The organism is Streptomyces profundus (assembly GCF_020740535.1).
Taxonomy (GTDB): Bacteria; Actinomycetota; Actinomycetes; order Streptomycetales; family Streptomycetaceae; genus Streptomyces; species Streptomyces profundus.
On record NZ_CP082362.1, the window covers coordinates 5284000 to 5305426 of the forward strand.

The window sequence follows — 21427 nt, forward strand, 5'->3', positions numbered from 1 at the left end:
CTGAGGATGAGGGGGACAAGGGCACTTCCTCTCGATCGCGGGACGGCGGGGTCAGATGGCCTTGGCCGGGTTGAGGATGCCCAGCGGGTCGAGGGCCTCCTTGATCCGGCGCTGGACGCGCAGCGCTTCGACGCCCGACTCCGCTTCGAGCCAGGCCCTTTTGAGTGTTCCCACCCCGTGCTCGCCGGTGATGGTGCCGCCGAGCCGCAGGGCGAGGCGGAAGATCTCGTCGACGGTCTCCCGCACCGCCTCCTCGTCCTGGCCCTCGGCGAGCACCAGGGGATGGACGTTGCCGTCCCCGGCGTGCGCGAAGGTGAAGATCGGCACGCCGGTGCGTTCCGCGAGCGCGGAGATGGACCGAACGGCTGCGGCGAGCCGGGAGCGCGGCACCGCGATGTCCTCGATCAGCACCCGGCCGAGCCGCTCGACGGCGGGCAGCGCCAGCCGGCGGGTGGCCAGCAGCGCCTCGGCGGCCTCGGGCTCCTCGGTGAACTCGGCCCGGGTGGCGGTGCGTCGCAGCACCGCGTGCACGGCGGCGATCTCCGCGTCGGCGGCGAAGCCGTCGGTCTGCGCCAGGACGAACGCCTGACCGTCCGGGCGCGGCCCGCCGCGCAGCCGGTGGATCGCCTCCAGGGTGCGGCCGTCGAGGAACTCCAGCACGCTGGGGCGCACTCCCGCGTCGAGCACGGCGGCGCAGGCCGCCGCCGCGGCCTCGGGGGTGGCGAAGTACGCGGCGGCCGTCCCGGTGCGGGTCGGCGTCGGCAGCAGCCGGAGCGTCGCGCCGACCACCACGGCGAGGGTGCCCTCCGAGCCGGTGAGGAGCGAGGTGAGGTCGTAGCCGGCCACGCCCTTGACGGTGCGCCGGCCCGTCCGCAGCCGGGTGCCGTCCGCCAGCACCACGTCGAGACCGAGCACGGCGTCCCCGGTGACCCCGTACTTGACGCAGTGCAGGCCGCCCGCGTTGGTGGCGATGTTGCCGCCCACGGTGGAGAGTTCGGCGCTCGCCGGATCGGGGGCGTAGCGCAGGCCCACCGCGCGGGCGGCCCGGTCGAGGTCGGCGGTGATCACCCCGGGCTCGACCTCGGCCAGCCCGTCGTCGGCGCGGATGGCCAGGATCCGGTTCATGCCGGCGAGGTCGAGGACCACGCTGCCGGCGCCCGCGGTCGCGCCGCCGGCCAGCCCCGTGCCGGCACCCCTGGGCACCACGGGGATCAGCCGCGCGCTCGCCCAGGCGAGGGTGGCCGCCACCTCGTCGGCCGAGGCGGCCCGCACCACGGCCAGCGGCGGGGCGTCGGGACGCTGCCCCGAGCGGTCCCGCGACAGGCGGCGCAGCTCGTCGGGCGCCGTCGAGACCGCGCCCGGGGGCAGCTCCCGCGCCAGCGCTTCGAGCGTCCCGGTCACCGGGAGGTCGCCGGCTGGGCGCCGGGGTCGGGCAACTCGCTGACCACGGGCGGGAGATGGGCGCCGTTCCGGAGCCGCTCAAGGAAGAGGACCACGGTGGCGGCCACCGAGCGGTGCGACACGTCGTTGAGGATGTCGTGCAGCCCGCCGTCGACCTCGACGAGGGACGCGGCGCCCAACGCCCGGTAGAGCGGGGCCGCTTCGGCCGGCGGGCTGATCTGGTCGGCTCGGCCGTGCACGGCCAGCAGCGGCAGGCCCAGGGGGGAGGCGTCGACGACGGGCGGCTGGCCGGCGGGGGAGCCGGCGGCGCCCTCGCGGCCGAGCACCAGGCGGTGGTTGGGGCAGGCAGTGCGGGCGGCGATCTCGGCCTCCGGCTCTTCGGGCCGCGTGTCGCGGGTGGGCAGGCCGGCGAGGATCACGGCGTCCACGGCCTCGGCGTGTTCCCTGGCCAGCCGCAGCGCGTGCGGCCCTCCGCTGTCCACGCCCACCAGCACCAGCGGCCGGGGCGTGTCCGGCTCGGCGATCAGCGCGGCCAGCGCCTCGGCGGCGTCGGCTCCCGCGGGGTCCGTGGGGACGGCGACCACGCGGTAGGCGTCGGCGGCCAGCCGGGTGCCGAACCGGCGGTAGACCTGGGCGGTTTCGCCCCGGCCGGCGAGCAGCAGCAGGGTGCCGCGCGGGGCGATGCCCGCCGGCTCGTGCCAGCTGTGGACGGTGGAAGAGGTGGAAAGGGGCGTGGCGGTCATGAGCGTGCGGCTCCCGTCGGCTGGGTGGGGTGTCGGGTGGTGGTGTGGTTCTCAAGGGCGGCGACTTCGACGAGGACCTCGGCGATGTGCCGGCGGCCCGGCTTCTCGCCGGCCGAGGCCGCGACGCCGAGCAGCCGTTGCAGGGCCGTGTTGACGGGGGTCGCCACCCCGTGCAGCCGGCCCAGCAGGCTGATCTCGCCGTTGAGGAAGTCGACTTCGCTGGACGCGCCGCGCGCGAAGCTCTGCCAGGTGGACTGCTGTCCCTGGACATGTCCCGAGCCGGGCACGATGGTGGCGAGCGCCGGGTCGTAGGAGCGTTCGACGTCCGGGTCGGCCACGGCGTGGCCGGCGGCGTCGAGGACGGTGCGCGCCTCGGCGCTGGCGCGGCGGCCCACGGCGGCCAACTCCTCGGGCGCGCCGGTGAACAGCTCGACCGCGTTGGTGACGTTGTGCACCAGCTTCCACGCCTTCCAGCGGGACACGTCCGGCACGCCCTGGGCGAGCCAGCCGGCCGCGCGGGCGTCCTCGACGAACGCGACGGCCGCAGGCCCCGGCGGGCCGGGGCGCGCCGGCAGCGGCAGACCGCCGACCAGCAGTTGGCCGGCCTTGGGCGCGGCGGCGGTGAGCACCTCGCCCGGGCCCAGCTGCCGGGCCGGCACCAGGACGGTGGCGCCGACGACGGAGGCGAAGAGGCGGGCGGCGACCCGTTCGGCGTCCAGGCCGTTCTGGAGGGTGATCACCGGCAGGTCGGCGGCGAGGCCCCCGTCGCTCGTCGGCCGCCAGGCCCAGTCGGCGAGGGTGGCCCGCGCGTCCTGGGCCTTGGTCGCGAGCACCAGCACGTCGTCCGGGGTCAGCTCGATCTCGGTCGGCCCGCCGACCACGGGCACGGGCACGGTGCGCCGGCCGGCCGGGGTGACGCGCACCAGGCCCCGGGCGCGGACGGCGTCCAACGCGGCGCCCCTGGCGGAGAGCACCGCCGGGATTCCGGCGAGCAGCAGATCGGCGGCCAGCGCGCCGCCCACCGCCCCGGCGCCGATCACGACATAGCGGCGGGTCATGAAGTCCTCGCGTTTCTCGGTGGGTTCGGCCCGGTGGCCGTGGTCGGTGTCGCGTCCGGGCCCAGATGGCCGGCGAGCGTCTCGGTCCGGTAGGCGGTGCGGTGGACGCCGGCCCGTTGGAGCAGCGGCACCACCCGTTCGACGAACCGCTCCACGCCCGAGGGCTGGAGGGGAAGCAGCAGGTTGACGCCGGCCACGCCCGCGCGGTGCCAGCCGATCAGGGTGTCGGCGATCTCCTCGGCGGTGCCGTGCAGATGGGTCTGGATGTTGCCGAAGCCGCCGGCGTGGAGGCGCTCGGCGATGCCCCGGATGCTGAGGCCCTCCCGTTCGCCCAGGGTGCGGGCCAGGCCGGCGAGGCTGGCGCCGCTGAGCCGGTCGGGGTCGGTGGGCAGGGCGTCGACGGGCAGCGGCCCCTCGGGGTCGTGCCCGGTGAGATCGGCGCCGACCACCGGGCCCAGCCAGGCGATCGGGTCGATCCGGCCGCGCTGCACGGCGTCCAGCCGGTCGGCCAGCCGGTGTGCCTCCGCGGTGGTGTCGGCGAGATAGGGGATCACGCCCGGCAGCATTACGGGCGTGCCGGGCGGCCGGCCGTGGGCGGCGGCGCGGGTGCGGAGGTCGGCGTCCAGGGCCAGCGCGTCCTGGATGCCGTAGCCGCCGGCGTAGACCACGTCGGCGTGCCGGGCCGCCAGCTCGCGGCCCCGGGACGAGCCGCCCGCCTGCACCACCAGCGGCCGGTCGGCGCCGCCGCTGGACAGCTTCGCCCAGCGGTCGCGGACGGCGGTGAGGAACGCCTCGGCGTTGGCGTAGCGCTGGCCGTGGTCCGGCTGGTGGTCCAGGCCGAAGTTGGCGGCGATCCGGTCGCCGGCCGAGGCGACCGCGTTGATCGCGGCCCGCCCGCCGCTCAGGGTGTGCAGGGAGAACGCCCGATCGGCCACCGTCAGCGGGTCGTTGTAGGTGGTGGAGACGGTGCCGATCAGACCGATCCGCTCGGTCTCGACGGCGATGGCGGTGAGCAGGCCGAGCGGTTCGAAGCGGTGCGGGATGCCCCGCTCGTCGGTGCCGAGCGCCGGGGAGTCGGCGAGGAACACCGCGTCGAACAGGCCGTGTTCGGCGAGTTGGGCGACCTGGACGAAGTGGTCGACGTCGAGCTCGGCGCCCGGCACGCTCGCCGGGTGCGTCCAGGCGGCGGTGTGTCGGCCGACGCCGCTCACGTTCAGGCTCAGTCGCAGCCGGCGGCTCATCGGGGCACCTTCTTGTCGTGGTCGGCGGCGTGGTCGGCGGCGGGCCAGCGGCCCAGGGGCGGGCCCGGCGGGGTGGGCAGGTTGAGCGGGCCGCCGACGCGATGGTGGCTGCCCGCGTAGCCGCCCCCGGGGAGCGCCGCCGGGTCGAGATAGCGGCCGGTGGCCCGGTCGGCGATGATCGCCTCGGGCGGGAAGCTGTGCCACAGGTGATCGATGGCCGCCCGGTAGTCGGCCCACTCGGGGCCCGTGCCGGCATCGGCCAACAGGACGCGTCCCGGGGCGAGATGGGCGAGGGTGGCGAGGATCCGGGCGGCGTTGTAGGGCGCGACCCGCGCCGGGTCGAGCGGCACCACGACGCGCAGCTCCGTTGTGGCGCGCAGCACGGCGGCGGCCAGGGTGGTGGCCTCCACCGGCGCGGGAGGCTCGTCGGGCGCGGGCGCGGGCAGCGACAGCGTGCGCACGCCCCGCCGTTCGGCCGCGCGCACGGCGTCCCGGATCGCCGGCCAGGCGGGCGGGGCGTCGTCCGCGAGCAGTTCGGTCAGCTGGACGGTCTCGGCGCGGGTCACTGGGCTGCCTCCTGCTGGTCGGGCTCCGGAAGGCCCCGTTGGTCGGACGGTTCGTCGGGCTGTTCGTCGGGCCGTTCGTCGGGCTGGTGGAAGGGCGCCGCCACGGAGGCGAGCAGCTCGCGGGTGTAGGGGTGTCGGGGCGCCGCGAACACGTCCTCGGTCGGGCCGTGTTCGAGGACGGAGCCGTGCCGCATCACCAGCACCTCGTCGGATATCTGCCGCACCACGGCGAGATCGTGCGAGATGAACACATAGGCGACGCCCAACTCGCGTTGCAGCCGCGTCAACAGGTCGAGGATCTGCGCCTGTACCGTCACGTCCAGCGCGGACACCGGCTCGTCGCACACCACGATCTCGGGCCGCAGCACCAGGGCGCGGGCGATGGCGACGCGCTGCCTCTGGCCGCCGGAGAGCTCGCGCGGCCGGCGGTCGGCCAGCTCGGCTGGCAGCGCGACGGCGGCGAGCATCTCGGCCACCCGCTCCTCCCGTTCGCCGGCGTCGCCGATCCGGTGGGCGCGCAGCGGTTCGGCGACGGTGCGCCGCACCGTGAACCTCGGGTCGAGCGAGGTGTAGGGGTTCTGCTGGACGATTTGGAGCCGCCGTCTGGCGGCGCGGAGCCCCGCGGGGGTGAGGGTGGTGATCTCCGTTCCGTCCAGCGACACGCTCCCCTCGTCGGGGCGTTCGAGGCCGAGCAGGATGCGGGCGGTGGTGGACTTGCCGGATCCCGACTCGCCGAGCACCCCGAGGGTGCGTCCGCGCGGCACGTCGAAGCCGACCTGGTCGACCGCCCGCAGCCGGGTGCCGTCGGCGTCCCTGCCGAAGGTCTTCACCAGGCCGCGCACCCGCAGCAGCGGCGCGGCGGACGGCTCTTCGGCACGTGCGCGGGCGGTGACGAGACGACGCCCGCGCAGGCTCGGGGTGTTGGCCAGCAGGTCCCGGGTGTAGGGGTGCCCGGGGTCGGTGACCAGTTCGAGCGCCGGGCCCTGCTCCACCAGCCGGCCGTCCCGCAACACCACGATGCGGTCCGCGCGTTCGGCCGCCATCGCGAGGTCATGGGTGATCAGCAGCAGCGCGATCCCGTGGTCGGCGCGGAGCGCGGCCAGATGGTCGAGCACCCGGCGGCTGACCGTGGCGTCCAGCGCGCTGGTCGGCTCGTCGGCGATCAGCAGCCGGGGCTCGGCCGCGAGGGCGATCGCGATCAGCACCCGCTGCCGCATCCCGCCCGACAGCTCGTGCGGGAACTGCCGGGCGCGCGCCTCCGGCCGGTCGATGCCCACCTCGGCCAGCAGTCGGACGGCCCGTTCGGCGGCCTCCCGCCGGCCGGCGAGCCGGTGGATGCGGAGGGTCTCGGCGATCTGCTCGCCGACCCGGGTGGTGGGGTTGAGGGAGGAGCCCGGGTCCTGCGGCACCAGGGCGATCTCCGCGCCGCGCAGCCGGCGCAGCGCTCCACGCGACAGGCCGAGGACGTCCCGCCCCTCGTATCCGATCCGGCCGCCGAGCACCCGCGCGTTCCCCGGCAGCATGCCGTTGACGGCGTGCGCCGTGGTGCTCTTGCCCGAGCCCGACTCGCCGACGACGGCTACGGTCTCGCCGGCGCGCACCGCGAGGCTGAGGCCCCGCACGGCGGTTCGTTCGCCGCCCCGGACGCGGTAGGCGACGGTGAGGTCCTCGATGGCCAACAGGGCTGGTGTCTCGGCGGGTCGTTCGGCGGCCGAGCGGGAGGCCGCGTCGGTGGCGGGGGCGGTCATCGCAGCGCCCCCCTGGTGTCCAGCCAGCGGGAGACCCGGTTGGTGGAGAGCACGGTGGCCGCGATCACCAGGCTGGGCAGCAGCGCCACCCACCAGGCCGTGGCGAGGTAGTCCCGGCCCTCGCTGACGATCTTTCCCCATTCGGGGGTGGGCGGTGGTTCCCCGTAGCCGAGGAAGCTCAGCGCGGAGACCGAGAGGATCGCGGTGCCGAACTCCAGCGTGGAGAGCACCAGCGCGGGCCCGATGGAGTGCGGCAGCACATGCCGCCAGAGCACCGGCAGCCGCCGCACCCCGAGCACCGTGGCCGCCTCCACATGGGGTGAGGTCCGCACCCGGAGCGCCTCGGCGCGGGTGATCCTGGCGAACGAGGCGACGGAGGCGATCCCGACGGCGACGGCGACATTGGTGATGCCGAAGCCGAGCGCGGCCACCACGGCGAGCGACAGCAGCAGCGAGGGGACCGCCAGCAGGATGTCGGTGAGCCGCATGATCACCGCGTCCACGACCCCGCCGAGGAACCCGGAGATCAGGCCGAGCGCCGAGCCGACGCCGAAGGCGATGCTCACCGCGATCAACGGGGCGCGCAGCGACAGCCCGGCCCCGTGCACCACCCGCGCGAACACGTCGCGGCCGAGCTGGTCGGTGCCGAACCAGTGCTGGGCGCTGGGTGGTTGGAGCTTGTTCAGCACCTCGCCGCTGGTCGGCGACTGCGAGGTCAGCAGCCCAGGCGCGAAGGCAGCGAGCACCGCGAGGACCAGCACGGCGAAGGCCAGCAGCACCCCGGGCCCCGGGCGGCGGTGGTCGCGCCGCCGGCGCCGCGCGCTCCCGCCCGGGGCGGGGCCCGGCGGCCCCTTCACCTCGGCGGCGACGGTCTCTGACGTGGTCATCGGGTGGCCTCCGTGAGGGTGACACGACGGTCGAGCAGCGGATAGGTGAGGTCGACAAGGAGGTTGACGACGACGAAGACCAGGGCGGACAGCAGCACCACGCCCTGCACCACCGGCAGGTCCTGACGGGTGACCGCGTCGGCCGTCAGCCGGCCGACGCCCTCCCGGGAGAACACCGTCTCCGTCACCACCGCGCCGCCGAGCAGGTTGCCCACCACCACGGCGGTGGCGGTCAGCGTCGGGCCCGCCGCGTTGCGGGTGGCGTGCCGCAGATGCAGCCGGAGCCGGCCGGCGCCCTTGGCGGTGGCGGTGTCCACATAGCCCTGCTCCAGCACCTCGCGCAGGCTCCGGTTGAAGATCTGCGCCACCGTGGCGGTGACCGGCAGCGCCAGCGTGATCGCCGGCAGCACCAGGTTCTGGAAGCCGTCGGTGCCGCCGGATGGCAGCGCCCGCCACTGGAAGGCGACGACCTGGATCAGCACCAGGCCGACCGCGAACGTGGGGAAGGAGATGCCGAGCGGCGGCAGCGACATCAGCAGCTCCCTGGCCCACCGGCCCCGCGCGTGCGCCGCGAGACTGCCGACCAGCAGCCCGGCACTCACCCCGAACAGCAGGGCCAGCGCCGCGAGTTGAGCGGTGTGCGGCAGCGCGCTGCCGATCATGGAACGCACCGGCGCGCCGGTGTGCAGCGAGGTCCCCAGATCCCCGGTGAGCAGGCCGCCGAGCTGGCGCAGGTACTGGACGACGAGCGGATCGTCGTAGCCGGCTTCCGCGCGCAGCGCGGCGACCTCCTCCGGGCCCAGCGCCGAGTCTCCCGAACCGGCGAGCTTGATGGACAGCGCGTCACTGGGCAGCACGGACAGCAGCACGAACGCGAGGGTGAAGGTCCCCAGCAGGACGAGCACCGCCTGGAGGGCGCGCGCGGCGAGGTACTTCCCCATCGGATGCCTTTCAGGTTCGGGAGCGGGCGTTGACTGGTCGCGTCTGGTCGGGGAAGGGCGGCCGGCTACTCGTCGAGCCAGACGTCGTAGAGGCTGAGCCGGGAGCTGGCCTCGAAGTGGAAGCCCCTGACGCTGTCGGCGTGGGTCATCACGCCGGCCAGCTCGTAGAGCGGGATGGCGTACCCCTCGTCCACCAGCTCCTGGGTGGCCTCGGTGACCAGCTCCTGGCGCCGCTCGGGGTCGGCCTCGCCTGACTGGGCCTGCAACAGCTCGTCCACCGGGCGGGCCTCGGGGGCGCGGTTCTGGTTGCGCCCGGAGAAGCCGAAGACGGCGCGGGCGGCGTCCGCCTCGGCCCGGTGGAACGGCGAGTACCACAGGTCCCATTCGCCGCTGGCCTGGGCCGCCGCCAGATCGGCCGGCGCCTCAAGCCGGATCTGGAGGTCGATGCCGATCTCCCGCAGCTGGGACTGGAGCAGCTCCATCATCGGACCGGCCTGCCGGCCGGCGTGGTAGAGGCCCAGCAGTTCGAGCCGCTGCCCGTCCCGTTCCCTGATCCCGTCGGCGCCCGGCACCCAACCGGCCTCGTCCAGCAGGGACTCGGCCTGCTCGGGGTCGTACTCCAGGCCGTCCAGCGGCTCGAAGAACGGGGTGGCCGAGGTGATGACGTTCCGCGCCACCTGGTCGTACTCGGTGAACACGCCGGCGACGATCTCCTCGCGGTCGGCGCCCAGCGACACCGCGCGGCGCACGGCGAGTTCGGAGGTCAGCGGACGTTCCAGGTTGGGGATCAGATTGACGCCGACGCCCGGGTAGGGCCGGCCGACGACGCCGAATCCGTTGCCCTCGAAGCTGGGCACGTCCTCGGTGAGCGGGATGGTGTCGACGTGCAGCTCGCCGTTGCGCAACTGCCCGGCGCGCACCCCCGACTCGGGCACCACCTCGAAGTCGACGCTCTCCACATACGCCTCGCCCTCGTGCTCCAGCACGGGCGAAGCCCAGTCGTAGCCGTCGCGCCGGTTCAGCGTGACGCGCTGCTCGGGCTGGTAGGAGTCGATGACGAAGGGGCCGGCCGCGACCAGGTTCCCGGCGCAGCGCTCCTCGGGCGTCAGGGCGAGCGTGGCCGGCGCCAGGATGCCGAGCGTGATGGTCGCGGTGCCCTGGAGGAACTGCACGTTGGCGTGGTCGAAGTTCACCGTGACGGTGTGCTCGTCGACCACCTCGGAGCCGGCGTAGCCGTCCAGATAGGTGGAGGCCAACGGGGCGACGGCCGGGCCGAGTTCGGTGATCGTGTCGAAGTTGGCGGCGACCGCCTCGGCGTCCAGCGGGGTGCCGTCGCTGAAGGTGACGCCCTCCTGGAGATGGAAGGTGTAGGAGGTGGCGTCGGGGGCGACGTCCCAGGACTCGGCGAGCCAGGGCGTGACCTCGCCGGTCTCCGGGTCCTGGTCGGTCAGTGAGTCGGCAATCTGCCGGGCCACGAAGATGGTCACGTTGGAGGAGTTCTGGTGCGGATCGACGCAGGCCACGCTCGTGTTGAGGCCGACGGCGAGGGTGCCGCCCGGCTGCGGCTCGCCGCCGCCGTCGCCGCTGCCGCCGGTGGACTCGGCGCCACCGCAGGCGGTGACCAGCAGGGCCAGCGGCAGGGCGAGGCCGGCGGTGGCGAGGCGGAGTCGACGGCGCGGGGCCTGGGGTCTGGGGAAGGTGCGCATGGTGGGTTCCTTGGGGGTGGCGGTGGCGGTGCTCAGGAGCTGGCGACGGCTTCCGTCCTGGCGGCGAACGGCGATCCGGGCGGCGGCACGGGCGGCCCCGCCGAGCCGGGGGCGGACTCGCCCCGCTCGCGCAGGGCCAGCTCCTGGCGGACCAGCGGGAGGACGTAACGTCCGTAGTCGATGGCGTCGTTGAGGTTGTCGTAGCCCCGGATGGAGATCAGCTCGGCGCCCAGGTCGATGTAGTCGAGGATGGCCGCGGCCACCGTCTCCGGGGTGCCGACCAGCGCGGTGGAGGCGCCGCGCGCGTTGGTCGCGCTCGCCACCGGTGTCCAGAGCGCGCGGTCGTGCAGCTCGCCCCGGTCGGCGATGTCCAACAGCCGCTGGGAGCCGACGTTCTGCGGCCGTCCGGCGCCGTGCGGCCAACGGGCGATCGCCGTCCTGGCGGCGGGCCGCCGTAGCGCGTCCAGCACCCGGTGGGCCTTCTCCCAGGCGAGTTCCTCGGTGGGCGCGACGATCGGGCGGAACGTCACCCAGATCCTGGGCCGGTCGGTGCGGCCGGCCCGTTCGGCCTCCCGGTGCACGGCGCTGATCTGCTCGCTGGTCTCGGCCAGCGGCTCGCCCCACAGGCCGAAGATGTCGCCGAGCGCGCCACCGACCCGGTAGGCGTCGGGCGAGGAGCCGCCGACGGAGACGGGGATGGTGCCGGCGAGGGGCCGGTACTCGGCGCGGAAGTCCTCGAAGGAGTAGAACTCCCCGGCGTGGTCGAAGGGTTCGGCCGAGGTCCAGACGCGGCGCAGGATCTCGATGAACTCGGCCGAGCGGGCGTAGCGCCGCTCCTTGGGCAGCCGGTCGCCCTCCCGCGCCTGCTCGTGGTCGTCGCCGCCCGAGATGATGTGGACGGCGGCCCGGCCGCCGCTGAGCTGGTCGAGGGTGGCCAGCGCCTTGGCGGCCACCGTGGGGTAGAGGGTGTTGGGGCGCAGCGCGATCAGCGGGCGTACCCGCTCGGTGTGGTGCGCGATGGCCGCGCCCACGGTGAACGGGTCGTAGCCGGCGGAGCCGTAGGGCAGCAGCGTGTAGTCGAACCCGTACTCGTCCAGGGCGCGCGCGTAGCGGGCGATGAACGCGCGGTCGATGCCCTGGCCCGGACGCGGATGGAGTTCGGTGGAGTCGTTGACATAGCTGGCGCTGATGAACTGGACGGTCATCGGGATTCCTTCGCTGAGGTGCTGGGGTCCTGGGCGTCGCCGGTGGCGACGGGGCGGTCGGGGGCGTTGGACCAGGCCGACCAGGAGCCGGGGAAGAGCGCCGCCTCCCGGCCGGTCACGGCCAGCGCGGCGACGGTGTGCGCCGCCGTCACCCCGGAGCCGCAGTAGACGGCCACCGGCCGGTCCGCCCGCACCCCGGCGGCGGCGAGGCGGGCGGTCAGTTCGGCCGGGGGCAGGAACCGGCCGGCGGCGTCCAGGTTGTCGCTCGCCGGCGCGTTGCGGGCGCCGGGGATATGGCCGGCGCGGGGGTCGACCGGCTCCTCGGCGCCCAGGTAGCGGGCGGCGGCCCGCGCGTCCAGCAGCGTGCCGCCGGCGGGGAAGCGCGCGGCCTCGTCGATGTCGATCACCTGGCGGTGGCCGTAGGCGAGCACGATGTCGCCCGGCGGCGGCGCCGGTTCGTCGCCGGTGGCCACCGGCAGCCCGGCGGCGAGCCAGCCGTCCAGCGCCCCGTCCAGGATGTGGACATCGGCCACTCCGGCGTGGCCCAGCAGCCACCAGGCGCGGGCTGCGGCCAGCCCGCCGGAGGCGTCGTAGACGACCACGCTCTCCCCGCTGCGCAGGCCCCAACGGCGGGCGCTCCTTTGCAGATCGGCGATCGCGGGCAGCGGGTGCCGGCCATCGGTCGGCGCCCCGTGGGCGGCGAGTTCACGTTCCAGGTCCACATGGACGGCGCCCGGAATGTGGCCGGCGCGGTAGGCGGGTCGGCCGTCCGGCTCACCCAGTGACCAGCGGACGTCCAACAGGTGGACGGGTGGGCCGGCGGCGAGTCGTGCTTCGAGGGCGGCGGGAGACAGCAGGACGGACATGGCGGTGCTCCAGAGACAGGCGTGGCCACCGCCCGCACGGCGGGGCGGCGCGCGGGGCGGCGCCGCGGCCGGGCGCGACCGAGGGGCCGGGGACGACGAGCGGGCGAGGGCGGGGCCGGAGGGCACGGGGAACGCCGCGACGTCGGTGCGGTCGAGGGCGTTCGCCGGGCGGGTCAGCCCGTCAGCGCGACGGGGACGCCCACACTCCCGGTGGGTCCGGCGGGTCCGGTGACTCGATCAGTGAGCCGGACAGGGCGGACACGGACATCGCGGCACGGAGAGCGCGCGGGGCAGCCCGCCGCCAAGCGGCGGCTGGCCGGCGGCTTGTCCTTGGCTGCGTGTCATGACCAACACCCTAGGACGGGCGCCGAGAACCGTCCAACAGTGATGTCCGATCGAAAACGATCGGGAACGGCGATGGAACGATCGGCGGCGGCGGTCAGTCGCCGGCGTGGCCCAGCCGCTCGCCGACCTCGGCGCGACCGTCCTCGCGCACGCCGCGCAGGTCGGCGAAGAAGCGTTCCAGGGCGGCCAGCGCCGCCGCCTCCAGATCGATGTCAAGGCCCCGGCGGGCCGTCAGATGGATCGCGGCCAGGCCGAGGTCCGGCAGGTCGGTGCGCTGCACCAGACCGGCCAACCGCCGCCCCGCGGACGGGAGTACGGCGACGCCAAGACCGGCGCGCGCGGCGCCCATCACCCCTTCGAGGCTGGTCGACTCGGCGGTGACATCGACGGGCAGGCCGGCCTCGGCCAACTCGTGCAGCGCGCGCTGCCGCATCCCGCAGGGCTCGACATAGGCGACCAGCGGCCAGGGCTCCCGGCCCGCCGGCGGCTGCCAGGACGGGGCCGCGTACCAGGCCAGCGGGAGGGAGCCAACCGGGCGTCCCGGGGTGTCGGGGGTGGTGCTCAGAATCACAGCCAGATCGATGGCGCCCCGGGCCACGGCCTCCGTCATCTGGGTGGAGCGGTCGATCTGGAAGCGCACCCCGTGGTGCGGATAGGCGGCGCGCAGCGCGCCGAGCACCCCGGGCAGCACCTGCTCGGCCGCCGTCTCGGCCGAGCCGATCACGATCCGCGACTGCGTGGACGCGTCCAGCCGCTCCAACGCCTGATCGTGCACCGACAGGATGCGCCTGGCCTCCACCAGCAGCCGCTCGCCCGCGTCCGTGAACCGGGTGCGGCGCCCGTCCCTGCGCACCAGCTCGGCGTCGAGCCGCCGCTCCAGCAGCCGGACGTGCTGGCTCACGGTCGGCTGGCTCAGATGCAGCGCGGCGGCGGCACGGCCGAACCCGCCGCAGTCCGCGATCGCGACGAAGCTGCGGAGTTGCACCAGGTCCAGGGAGTCGCTCACAGCTCGATCGTAGGCCCCACGTCAACCGCCGCCCCGGGCCGCCGCCGAAGAGGTCAGGGGCCCGCCGCCGCCGCGAAGGACACCCAGGGGGGCCCGCGCGCCCTCGTCGCCCGCTTGTGGGGTCGGAACGGGCGGTGCGATGCTGATCGGCATGTCCGCCGTGCTGTCCGACGTCACCTCACGCACCGGTGAGCCGGTGGCCGGGTGAACCCGTTCGGCGTGCTCGCCGCTGCCGCCGCCGGCTGGGACGAGATCCGGGACCGGATCGCCGACGACGAGCGACTCCGGCGTCTGCTGGGGGAGTTACGCGGCGCGCCGGCGGGCAGTGAGCGCCGGGCGCTGGCCGCCGAGTCGGCGGCGCGCGCGTTGGCCCGGCTGGTGCCCGAACGGTTCGATGGCCCGTCCGAAGGCCGCTGGGCCGGCCCGGCGACGGAGGTCCCGGTGGCGGGTTTCGCCGCCGTCGACCTGGCGGTGCTGCTGCTGGACGGCCACCGGATGGTCGGCCCCGTCCTCGGCCCGGTGCGCGACCGGCTGCTCGCCGCCGAGTCGCTGACCGCCGAAGAGCTGCGGCGCCGAGGCGGCACCGAGGACGCCGCCGGGCTCCTGCGGCTGCCGGGCCCGGGCGGCGAACTCCGGCTGCCCGCCTTCCAGTTCGCGGCGGACGGCGCCCCCTGGCCGGAGGTCGTCGAGGTGAACGCGCTGATGGACGCCGCTCACGATCCCTGGGGCGCCGCCGACTGGTGGCTGTCGCCGAACGCCTGGCTCGCCGGGGAGCTCCCGGCGCGGCTCGTCGGCGGGGCGTCCGGTGGTTCGCTGCCGGCGATCGCACGTCATCTGTGGGAGGGAGACTGAATCGCATGGGAAGGTTCCCGCCGCCGGCCGTCCTGCCCGGTGTGCCGCGCCGGCATGTCCTCGCCGCCGGCACGCCCCTGTTCCGCGTCCACTCGGCCGCCCGCCCCGCCACGGCGTTCAACCCGGTGCCGGCGCACTGCCTGTACGGCGGTGGCCGGTTCGACGCCACGCGCTGCGACACCTACGGCTATCTGTACGCGGGGCTCTCGGTGGAGGCCGCGGTCTGCGAGACGCTGCTGCGCTCCGTCCCGTTCGACGGGTCGGGCCGCCCTCGGCTGCTGCCGCGCGCCGCCGTGCGCGGCCGGCGGATCTCCGTGCTGCGGCTCGCCCACGAGGTGCGGGTGGTGCCGTTGGTGTCCGGGCGTGATCTGGCCGCCGTCGGCCAGGACTCCTGGCTGGTGCAGGCGGAGGCCGCCGACTACCCCTACACCCGGGACTGGGGGCACTGGATCAGGGCCGGCGCCGGCGCCGACGTCCAGGGCTTTCTCTGGCCGTCGAAGCGGGAGCCGGCGGACCGGGCGCTGATCCTGTTCGCCGACCGGTGCGCGGACGGCACGCTCACCGAGGCCGACACCCCGCCGGTCGACCTGGACAGCCGGGACGGCATCGGCTGGCTGAACGCCATCCTCGACGGCTATCTGGCGTCGGTGCCGCCGAACGACGGAGCGGCGTGAGCGACGAGGAGCCGGACCAACGGGCCGAACGCGACCGGCTGTTGGCCCGGCTCGGCACGTTCGACGGCGGAGCGGAGGAGCTGTCCGCCACCTGGCATTCGGTGGGCGAACTGAGCCTGTATCTCTACGAGGACGAGGGGGCCGAGCCCGATCTGCGGTTGGCCGAGGAGATGTTGGAGCGTGCCGCCTCGGTCGGCACGGCGGAGGAGCACGGCGACGCGCTGATCCTGCTCGGCCGGGCCCTGTTCCACCGCTACGACCTGACCGGCGACGCCGAGCATGTCGGGCGTGCGCAGGAGATGTTGACGGCCGGGCTGCGGGGCCTCGAAGGGCGCGACGACTTCGCGGAGTTGACCCGGTTCGGCCGGCTGCAACTCGCCCTGGTGCGCACCGCGCGCTACCAGGCGGCCGAGGACGAGGACGACCGGGCCGCGCTGATCGAGGAGGCGTGGCCGGCGCTGGAGGAGGCGCTGGCCGAGTGGACGGACCCCGAGGAGGACGAGGACGAGGGCGCCGTCCTCACCCTCCGCGCCGAGTTGGCCGATCTGCGCTACGAGCGGGCCTACCACACCGGCGACCTGGCCGACGTCGTCGCCGCCGCCGACCACTACCGGGCGCTGGTCGAGGCCCCGGCGCCAGGGGCCGACCTGCCGACCGTCCGGTTCCTGTTCGCGCGGGCGCTGATGCTGCGCGGCCTGGGGAGCCCGGAGCCGGAGCATCTGCTGGCGGCGCGGCGGGAGTTCGACGAGCTGCTGGAGGATGTGGCGGGCTTTGACGAGGAGCCCTGGTGGCTGGGACAGGCCAGGATCCGCCGCGCCTACCTGCGCGCGGACGAGGCGCTGTCCCGGAGGGACCCTCGGCAGTTGCTGCCCGCCGTGCACGAGATAGAGCAACTCATCGCGGAACCCGATGCGTTGACAACCATCCCGGCGGTCTTTCTCGACCTCTTCGCCCGGCTGCTGTACGAGCGGGCGGCGGCCGACGACGACGAGGCCGGCAGGGAACGCGCGCTCGGTCTGCTGCGGATCGTGGTGGACACCTGGGACGAGGCGAACGACGGCGATCGCGGCTGGCTTCCGGGAGTACTGCTCGCCACATTCCAGCAGCAGCGCTATCTGGACGACCAGGACCCGGCCCGGCTCGCGGACGTGGTGGCCGGCGCCGAACGGGCGTTGGCCCTTTCGGAGGTACCTCAGGATCTGACGGACGTGAGTCTGCTGGCCCTGGGGTGGGCGCGGCGGGAGCAGGTCAAGCTTGGCCTGCTCCCGGCGGACTCCACCGAGATCCCGCCCAAGGACAAGGTGAAAGCGGCCTTCGACGGGATGCTGGCGAGCCACCGCGAGGGCCGCGTCTTCATCGACTACGGCGAGCGGGCCGAGAAGTGGGCCACCGCAACGGATCTCGCGTTCAAGGTACGGCGCGCGGTGGCGGCGTTCGACCAGGCATATGCGGAGTGGGCCTCGTTCGAGGACGGCGACGACCGGACCGAGGGGGCGGTCCAACTGCTCAACTGGCTTGTCCTGCTCGACCCCGAGGGCACCCATGTCGTGGAGGAACGGCGGCAAACACTGATCGACGCCGCCGTCCACGCGCAGGGCAGGGACGACGCGTGGCTGGGGCGGGCCCATGTCGCGGCGGGCCTCGTGCGGATCGGTCAGGGGCTGGGGAGCGGTGCGGCCCGGACGGACGAGGTGGCGCACCATCTGGAGCGGGCGCGTGAACTCCGCGCCTCGGGGCCCGGAGTTCACATCCTCGGGATGCACGCGGCGGCGGGGCGCGGCCGGCGGTTCGGCGGCAGTGACGACCTCGAAGCCGGGCTCAGGGCGGCCGACGAACTGCTCGCCGAAGGCCGGCTGAACGCCTACCTGCACGGGTTGATCACCTGCGAGGCCGCGGTGATGGCGGGCGAGGTCGCGGTACGCCGCGGCGATCTCCCCGCGGTGGACGCGGCCATCGACCGGTTGGCCGAGTCGATCGCCAGGGTGCCCGCAGCGGCCCCAGCCCGTGTCCATTTGGTGGCCACTCTTGAGGGCCTGACCGCGCAACGGGACAACCTCGCCGACTCGCTCGGCGCCCCGCCACGCTCTTCTCCCGCCGACCGCGGAACCGCGGCCGGGATACGACACGGCGCCGCCAGGTTCCCCCGCGCCTACCGCGCCTCGATGCTCGGCAACACCGGGGCGATCCGCTCAGCACACGCGATGGAGCGTCGCGACCGGGACGCCCTGATGGAGGCGGCCGGGCTGCTGGAGGAGGCCATCGAACTCTCCGACGAGGACGGCGACGCACAGCTCCGCTACATCACCTCCCTGGGCATAAACCGCTTCGCGCTCTCCCACCTGGAGCAACGGCCCTCCCGTCGTGCCGAGTTGCTGGCGCGGGCCGTCGTGCTGCTGGAGGAGGCGGCTCGGGCGGCGGCCGGCCCGGCCCATCCGATGTGGGCGGCTGCCAGTGGGACGCTCGGCGGGCTCTACCGGGTGCGGGACGCGGCCGGTGACCGGCCGAGGTCGCGCGCCACCGGGCTGGCGGGACTGCGCGGTCTCGCCTGGTCGACGCTGCTCCAGGCGGGCACCGAGCACGCGGCCGACGCCGCCCGTCAGGCCACCACCTCCGCGCTCGATGTGGCGTCCTGGTGCCTGGACGACGGCGTGCCGGCGGAGGCCGTCCGCGCGCTGGACGCCTGCCGTGGCCTGGTGCTCCACTCGGCGCTGACCTCGGCCTCGGTGCCCGAGTCGCTGGCCGAGGCCGGCCGCCCCGACCTGGTCGACGAGTGGCACGCCGCCGGCGAAACCGACTCGGGTCCCGGCAGCGACCTCAGGCGGCGGGTGTTCGAGGTGCTCACCGAGGGCGGCGGGACGTCGTCGGCGCGCCAGGCGCTGCTCGATCCGCCGGAGCCCGACGAGATCGCCCGCGCCCTCCTGGCCACCGGGGCCGACGCGTTGGTGTATCTGATGCCGGCCTCGGGCGACGGCGGGGTCGGGGCCGCCGTGATCGTCACCGCGCGGGGCCGGGTCGGCTCGCTGCCGCTGCCGCTGCTGCGCGAGGATGCCGCGCCGCTGCGCGCCTACGGCCCGGCCGGCGGGGCGACGCGCGATCTGGGGCCGGTGACGGAGCCGCCGCCGGGGCCCTCGTTCCGGCGGCAGCTCGACCGGCTCTGCTCCTGGGCCTGGTACGCCGCCATGGATCCGCTGCTTGAGGCGCTCGGCCCGGAGGCGGCGGACGGCCGTCCGCCCAAGCTGGTGCTGGTCCCGATGGGCACGTTCGGCGTGGTGCCCTGGCACGCGGCGTGGGGGCAGGTGGCCGGCGGCCGGCGCCACGCGGTCGAGATCGCCGAGATCTCGTATGCCGCCTCCGCCCGGCTGCTGTGCGAGGTGGCGGGCAGGTCCCACGCGCCGCCAGGCGAGGCCGCGCTGGTCGTCGGCGATCCGACCGGCGATCTGCGGTACGCGGGGGAGGAGGCCGACGCGGTGCAGCGGGTCCTCTATCCGGCGGGTCGTTTCCTCGGCCGACGCACCGGCGGCGCCCCCGCCGGTGCCGGCACCCCGGGCGAGGTGCTGACCTGGCTGCGCGGCGCCGGGAGCGCGGGCGCCGTGCTCCATCTCGCCTGCCATGGCACGGTCGCCGAACGCGGCAGCCGCAGCGCCTGTCTCTCGCTCGACGGGGGCGAGTTGTCCGCCGAGGAGCTGACCGAGGCACACGGCGCCGGCCCCGCCGGGGTCGGTCTCGTGGTGTTGGCCGCCTGCCGCAGCCATGTGTCCGGGCGCGGCCACAACGAGGCGTACACCCTGGCGACGGCGTTTCTGGTCACCGGGGCGCGCTCGGTGGTGGGTTCGCTGTGGCCGGTGCCGGACGACGCCACCTCGGTGCTGATGTTCATGACCCACTGGTTCCTGCGCCGCGAGGGCGAGCCCCCGGGCCGCGCGTTGCGCCGGGCGCAGCTGTGGATGCTGGACCCGGCGCGGGAGATCCCGCCGGCGATGCCGGCCGCGCTGGCCGAGCGGGCCGTGGCCGGCGACCCGCACGACCTCGCCGCCTGGGCCGGGTTCACCCACCTCGGCCGCTGATCACGGGACGACGGTGCGCAGCGACAGCGTGTAGGTCGTCCAATCGCCCGGCCCCGCTCCGCCCGTGGCCGGCCCCAGATCGCGCTCCGCGCGTCGCGGCGGCGTCAGCCGCAACACCCCGTCGGCGCCCGGCCCCTGGGCGGCCCGGTGCGCTCCCGTGGACGGGTCCCAGGCGTCGAGATGGAAGGGGACGGTGTTCAACTCCCCTTCGGCCACGATGAGTTTCAACCAGTCGCGGACGGCGGCCCCCGGCTCGGGCCGCCGTCCGGGGGGCAGGGACAGCTGCACGGGGTCCCCGTCGAGGGCGTGCCCGGTGCGGCCGGGGCCGATGAAGTCGCCGGGGAAGAGCACCGAGTGGCTGCGGTAGCTGTCCGTGAGGTTGAGGAGCGCGCACCAGAGGGTGCGGCGCGAGCGGTTGTGCAGCCGGATCGAGACGCGCGGGGCCCGCCAGCCGGTCGGCGTCCTGGTGTAGGCGCAGACCAACTCCCGTGCGCCGTCGCCGGGACGCGGCTCCTCGCCGCCCTCCGGCACCACGTCGACGCGGACGGGCGAGCCGAGGAGGGCGGTGGGGTTCTCCAGTTCGCGGATCTGGTGCCAGCGCGCCAGATGCGTCAGGCAGGAGACGACCCGGCGCGCGTCCGCCGGACCGCGCAGCGGCAGCGGTGCCACCAGGGCGCCGCCGTCGCGGCCCAGGATCTCGGCGCGCCCCGCGGTGGCCAGAACGCGGAGCCGCAGCGGCCCGGCCGTCCGCTCCCCCGGCGTCGGACGGCGCAGCAGTGGGGACGGGCCGCCGCCGGGCCCCGCGGTGCGCAGCGCTTCCTCCAGCAGGCCGGTGGGCCCCGGCCCCGCCGCCTCCAACGTGACGGTGGCCGGCGGCAGTTCGAGCGCGGAGAGGGTCACCGGGTAGGTGCGCTCCGGGTCGGGTGACCAGCCGTCGGGCAGGACCAGGGTGTGGTCCCGCCGGATCTCGGCGGCCCGCACGGTCCCGCCCCTCGAAGGGCCCGCCGCCGTGAACTCGATGCCGGCCGGCGTCCCCGGGAGGGCGCCGGGACGCAGCCCGTGCACCGCACCGCAGTCCACCTCCCAGCCGTCCCGTCCGGACCGCAGCAGGTGCGGAGCCGGGGGTTCGGCCGGGGCCGGGCCGAGGAAGGGCCGGTCAGCGGGGCCGCCGGGCTCCAGCGGGTGCAGCACCGGATGTTGGGCCTCGGTGGCGATCCGCACCCGGGCATGGGCGGCGGCCAGCACCTCGCGGCAGCTGGCGTTCCGGTCGGCACCGGAGCCGAGCACCCCGAGCAGGGCACGGGTGAACAGGCCATGGGTCCTGCCGCCCACCGTGTCCTCAAGGGCGAGCTGGTCGAGGCGGCTCGCGGCGAGCAGCACATGGCGCGGCCGTCCTGGCGTTCCCTGCTCCGTGGTGGGGACGAGGTCCCGCGCGGGGGGCCGGTCGGACGCCGGCGGCAGGAAACGGGCGACGCGTCCGCCCTCGCGTGTCCCGCCGCCGGAGTAGCAGCAGTCGAGCACGGCGACCGGGTGCCCGCCACCGGCGGCGACCGAGTCGAGCAGCGCGCCGAGTCGCCGGTCGACCAGGGGGCCATCGGCACAGGCGAGCGCCTGGTACCAGCCGGTGGGTTCCCTCCGCGCGTCCTCGGGCCGCTCGGCGGGGAACCTGGTGCCGTGCCCGGAGAACCAGAACAGCGCGCTGTCCCCCGCCCGGGAGCGGCCCAGATGGCGGGTGATCCCGTCGGCGATCGCCGACGCGGTGGCCTCGCCGTCGCGCAGCACCCTCAGCCGCAGCCGGTCGCCCACCCGTCCGCGCAGCCAGTCCTCCACCGCCGCCACGTCGTTGAGGCAGCCACGCAGGGAACGCCCGTGGTGGGCCGCGTAGTCGTCGATGCCGACGAGGAGGGCGTACACCGTGTTCATGGTCGGCAGTCTGGCAGCCGAACCTCCCGCGTCCCGACCGCAGTTGGGCGGTTGCCGGGCGGATTCCGGGCGCCCTCCGTCCGGGGGCCGCACATGACGCAGGAACGAAGGCCACGATGACCAACTACGCCGACACGCGGCGCGATCTGGACAGCTTCCTCAACGCGAGGGTGCCGGTCATCGGCGTGCGCACCATCGAGC

16 protein-coding genes are annotated in these 21427 nt (G+C 75.1%); 3 read left to right on the forward strand and 13 right to left on the reverse strand.

All coding sequences use genetic code 11. The features are described 5' to 3' along the window. Window positions 1-51 precede the first annotated feature (51 nt). The 12 genes from K4G22_RS23370 to K4G22_RS23425 form a co-directional block, all read right to left on the reverse strand. Complete coding sequence (locus K4G22_RS23370; RefSeq protein WP_265590248.1) at window positions 52-1401, reverse strand: FAD-binding oxidoreductase; 1350 nt, start codon at window positions 1399-1401, stop codon at window positions 52-54. Further along, window positions 1398-2144, reverse strand: a complete 747-nt coding sequence (locus K4G22_RS23375; RefSeq protein WP_228082307.1) for an alpha/beta hydrolase — start codon at window positions 2142-2144, stop codon at window positions 1398-1400. The genes K4G22_RS23370 and K4G22_RS23375 overlap by 4 nt, the downstream gene beginning before the upstream one ends. After that, window positions 2141-3202, reverse strand: a complete 1062-nt coding sequence (locus K4G22_RS23380) for a ketopantoate reductase family protein (RefSeq protein ID WP_228082308.1) — start codon at window positions 3200-3202, stop codon at window positions 2141-2143. The genes K4G22_RS23375 and K4G22_RS23380 overlap by 4 nt, the downstream gene beginning before the upstream one ends. Next, window positions 3199-4443, reverse strand: coding sequence for an LLM class flavin-dependent oxidoreductase (locus tag K4G22_RS23385; protein ID WP_228082309.1), 1245 nt, complete (start codon window positions 4441-4443; stop codon window positions 3199-3201). The genes K4G22_RS23380 and K4G22_RS23385 overlap by 4 nt, the downstream gene beginning before the upstream one ends. Next, entirely contained in the window at window positions 4440-5009 is a 570-nt protein-coding gene (locus tag K4G22_RS23390; RefSeq protein ID WP_228082310.1) for an LLM class flavin-dependent oxidoreductase, read from the reverse strand. Before K4G22_RS23390 ends, K4G22_RS23385 begins: the two co-directional genes overlap by 4 nt. Then, window positions 5006-6757 (reverse strand): dipeptide ABC transporter ATP-binding protein, encoded by a 1752-nt coding sequence (locus tag K4G22_RS23395; RefSeq protein ID WP_228082311.1) that lies wholly within the window; start codon window positions 6755-6757, stop codon window positions 5006-5008. Before K4G22_RS23395 ends, K4G22_RS23390 begins: the two co-directional genes overlap by 4 nt. Next, window positions 6754-7644 carry an ABC transporter permease gene (locus K4G22_RS23400; protein WP_228082312.1) on the reverse strand — a complete coding sequence of 297 codons (891 nt, stop codon included), beginning with the start codon at window positions 7642-7644 and terminating at the stop codon, window positions 6754-6756. The genes K4G22_RS23395 and K4G22_RS23400 overlap by 4 nt, the downstream gene beginning before the upstream one ends. Then, window positions 7641-8585: an ABC transporter permease gene (locus K4G22_RS23405; RefSeq protein ID WP_228082313.1), complete on the reverse strand. Its 945-nt coding sequence runs from the start codon at window positions 8583-8585 to the stop codon at window positions 7641-7643. The genes K4G22_RS23400 and K4G22_RS23405 overlap by 4 nt, the downstream gene beginning before the upstream one ends. Before the next feature lie 65 nt (window positions 8586-8650). Further along, window positions 8651-10291, reverse strand: a complete 1641-nt coding sequence (locus K4G22_RS23410) for an ABC transporter substrate-binding protein (RefSeq protein WP_228082314.1) — start codon at window positions 10289-10291, stop codon at window positions 8651-8653. A gap of 32 nt (window positions 10292-10323) precedes the next feature. After that, window positions 10324-11496 carry an LLM class flavin-dependent oxidoreductase gene (locus K4G22_RS23415; RefSeq protein WP_228082315.1) on the reverse strand — a complete coding sequence of 391 codons (1173 nt, stop codon included), beginning with the start codon at window positions 11494-11496 and terminating at the stop codon, window positions 10324-10326. Continuing rightward, a complete protein-coding gene (locus K4G22_RS23420; RefSeq protein ID WP_228082316.1) occupies window positions 11493-12362 on the reverse strand; it encodes a sulfurtransferase in 870 nt (289 codons plus the stop codon). Before K4G22_RS23420 ends, K4G22_RS23415 begins: the two co-directional genes overlap by 4 nt. 439 nt (window positions 12363-12801) lie before the next feature. Then, a complete protein-coding gene (locus K4G22_RS23425; protein WP_228082317.1) occupies window positions 12802-13713 on the reverse strand; it encodes a LysR family transcriptional regulator in 912 nt (303 codons plus the stop codon). Window positions 13714-13917: 204 nt separating this feature from the next. Between K4G22_RS23425 and K4G22_RS23430 the strand changes: the two genes are divergently transcribed. The 3 genes from K4G22_RS23430 to K4G22_RS23440 are packed head-to-tail and all read left to right on the forward strand — an operon-like array spanning window position 13918 to window position 19303. Further along, window positions 13918-14565: a hypothetical protein gene (locus tag K4G22_RS23430; RefSeq protein ID WP_228082318.1), complete on the forward strand. Its 648-nt coding sequence runs from the start codon at window positions 13918-13920 to the stop codon at window positions 14563-14565. A gap of 5 nt (window positions 14566-14570) precedes the next feature. After that, entirely contained in the window at window positions 14571-15239 is a 669-nt protein-coding gene (locus tag K4G22_RS23435) for an RES family NAD+ phosphorylase (RefSeq protein WP_228082319.1), read from the forward strand. Continuing rightward, the gene (locus K4G22_RS23440; protein WP_228082320.1) at window positions 15236-19303 is read left to right on the forward strand and encodes a CHAT domain-containing protein; all 4068 of its coding nucleotides are present in this window, start codon (window positions 15236-15238) and stop codon (window positions 19301-19303) included. Before K4G22_RS23435 ends, K4G22_RS23440 begins: the two co-directional genes overlap by 4 nt. Here the strand turns inward: K4G22_RS23440 and K4G22_RS23445 are convergent, their stop codons facing one another. Continuing rightward, the gene (locus tag K4G22_RS23445) at window positions 19304-21226 is read right to left on the reverse strand and encodes a caspase family protein (protein WP_228082321.1); all 1923 of its coding nucleotides are present in this window, start codon (window positions 21224-21226) and stop codon (window positions 19304-19306) included. Window positions 21227-21427: the final 201 nt, after the last annotated feature.